Source organism: Streptomyces sp. P5F9 (assembly GCF_057961495.1).
Genome location: NZ_JBXVPZ010000812.1, coordinates 1 through 2,237 on the forward strand (window position 1 = coordinate 1; position 2,237 = coordinate 2,237).

3 protein-coding genes are annotated in these 2,237 nt (G+C 72.0%); 1 reads left to right on the plus strand and 2 read right to left on the minus strand.

The window, feature by feature from the left end:
* On the minus strand, nucleotides 1-781 hold a 781-nt coding region (locus AC31A1_RS50400; RefSeq protein ID WP_489659748.1), incomplete at its 3' end, for a sigma-70 family RNA polymerase sigma factor.
* Nucleotides 782-849: 68 nt separating this feature from the next.
* Here AC31A1_RS50400 and AC31A1_RS50405 point away from each other — a divergent pair.
* A complete protein-coding gene (locus AC31A1_RS50405) occupies nucleotides 850-1,527 on the plus strand; it encodes an FMN-dependent NADH-azoreductase (protein ID WP_489659749.1) in 678 nt (225 codons plus the stop codon).
* Between the two features lie 2 nt (nucleotides 1,528-1,529).
* Here the strand turns inward: AC31A1_RS50405 and AC31A1_RS50410 are convergent, their stop codons facing one another.
* Complete coding sequence (locus AC31A1_RS50410) at nucleotides 1,530-2,081, minus strand: TetR/AcrR family transcriptional regulator (protein WP_489659750.1); 552 nt, start codon at nucleotides 2,079-2,081, stop codon at nucleotides 1,530-1,532.
* Nucleotides 2,082-2,237: the final 156 nt, after the last annotated feature.

Below are 2,237 nucleotides of genomic sequence, written 5' to 3' on the forward strand. Positions count from 1 at the left end.
CCCGGAGAGCCAGCAGCAACCGTCCCCCCGGCGCGACCACGATCCCCACGTCCCCGTCGACGAGGGCTACGGTCGCGAACCGCGTCCGGTGCCGCAGCAGTACCGTCCCCTCCGCGACCGCCCGCGCGCCGCGCAGTTCGGCGGCCACGCCGGGCGGCAGCACGGCGGGGTCGGCGTACCGGACGACATCGGGGGCGAGTACGTCGAGGAGCGCGCCGAGGTCACCGCCCCGCGCGGCGGACAGGAACGCCTCGACGACCTCCCGGTGCCGGTCGATTTCGGCGCCCGGCACCACCGGCGTGCCCCGCACCTTGTGCCGGGCCCGGCTGGCGAGCTTCTTCGCTGCGGGCAGGGAGCGGTCCAGGACCGCGGCGACGCTGTCGAACGGCACCGCGAACAGGTCGTGCAGCACGAACGCGACCCGCTCCGCCGGACCCAGCGTGTCCAGCACCACCAGGAGCGCGAGCCCCACCGAGTCGGCGAGCACGGCCTCGTCCTCCGGCAGGCCGTCGGCGCTCGGCTCCGGCAGGTCGTCGCCGTAGGGATCCTCCCGTCGGGACGCGCGCGAGCGGAGCATGTCCAGGCAGACGCGGGAGACGACCGTCGTCAGCCAGGCGGTGAGGTTGTCGATGCCGTCGTCGCCCGTACGGCTGAGCCGTAGCCAGGCCTCCTGGACCGCGTCGTCCGCCTCGCCGAGCGAACCCAGCATCCGGTACGCGACCGCCCGCAGCTGCCCGCGCCGCTCCTCGAACCGCTCCGCCAACTCGTCGTGCCCCCGCATGGGTCACCTTTCCTCGCCGTGCTCCGTCACCTGTCCGACGAACCCGAACCGACCGAGGTGACCAGACCATGCTGCTGCACATCGACTCCAGCGCCGACACGACCGCCGACTCCGTGACCAGGCAACTCACCGAGACCTTCGCGCGGACCTGGCACACCGAGCACGGCAGCACGGCGGACCGCCGTCACCGCGACCTGTCCGCCGCACCGGTGCCGCCGATCACCCCCGCCTACACCACCCTCGGCCGCCGCGTGGAACGCGAGGGATTCGCCCCGCCCGCCAAGGTCCCCGCACTGATCGAGAGCGCCGCCGAGCGGCACGAGTGGGAGCTGACCCTGCCGCTGATCACCGAACTGCTGGGCGCCGACACGCTGTTGCTGGGTGTCCCGATGTACAACTTCTCGGTGCCCGCGCCCCTCAAGGCATGGATCGACCGCGTCACCTTCCCCGGCGCGCTCACCGACCCGGACACCGGCGAGAGCCTCCTGCGGCACACCCGCGTGGTCGTGGTCATGGCACGCGGCGGCGGATACGGCCCCGGCACCCCGCGCGAACACTTCGACTTCCAAACGCCTTACCTGAAGGCCTACTTCGGCAACCTGGGCGTACCGCCGGAGAACCTCCACCTCGTCGCCGCCGAACTGACCCGGGTCGACGTCCTGCCCCAACTGGCCGGCCTGGAGGACCTGGCGGCAGCTTCCCTCGCCCGAGCCCGTTCCGCGCTCACGGAACTCGCCGCCGCCTGACCTCAGTTGGCGCTCGACAACGCCAGGGCCGCCTCCCGCGCCTCCGCCGCAGGCTCCGCGCTCCCGGTGATACCCGCCGTGACCATGGCCCCCTCGGCCAGCAGGAACACCTGCCCGGCGAGGGCGTCGGGCAGTCCCGCGTCCGCCACGAGACCGGCGAGATACTCGCGGAACGCCCGCTTGTGCGCCCGCACTTGGGCCACCACGCGCTCCGAGGTCGCGCCCAGTTCGCCGTACGAGTTGATCCACGCGCACCCGCGGAAACCGGCCTCGCCGAACCACTCCTCCAGCCAGTCGAAGACGGCCGGAATCCGCTCCCGCGGATCATCGTGCCGCGCGACGTGCTCGGCGAGGCGTCCGCGCCAGCGCAGGTCACGCCGTTCGAGGTACGCCTCCACCAACTCCTCCTTGGCGGGGAAGAGTTGATAGAGCCGCTTGAGGGAGAGCCCGGAGGCGGAGCGGACGGCGTCCATGCCGACGGCCTGAACTCCCCGCCCGTAGAACAGCTTCTCGGCGGCGTCCAACGCCTGCTCCCGGGCGACTGCGCTGTCCATGGAACGACCCCAGTCCTCGACTGCTCCTTGACGTGAGAACGAGCGTTCTCTACGTTAGCAGTCGCCCTGGAGAACGTACGTTCTCCGCCCTCTTCCGACCTCTTCCGCCCTCTGGAGACGACCATGGCCGACCGCCCTCCCCTCCCGCCCTTCACT

Excerpts from the sequence above, each read along its gene's own strand:
- AC31A1_RS50405 (WP_489659749.1), top strand. The coding sequence starts at position 850 with ATGCTGCTGCACATCGACTCCAGCGCCGACACGACCGCCGACTCCGTG.
- AC31A1_RS50410 (WP_489659750.1), bottom strand. The coding sequence starts at position 2,081 with ATGGACAGCGCAGTCGCCCGGGAGCAGGCGTTGGACGCCGCCGAGAAG.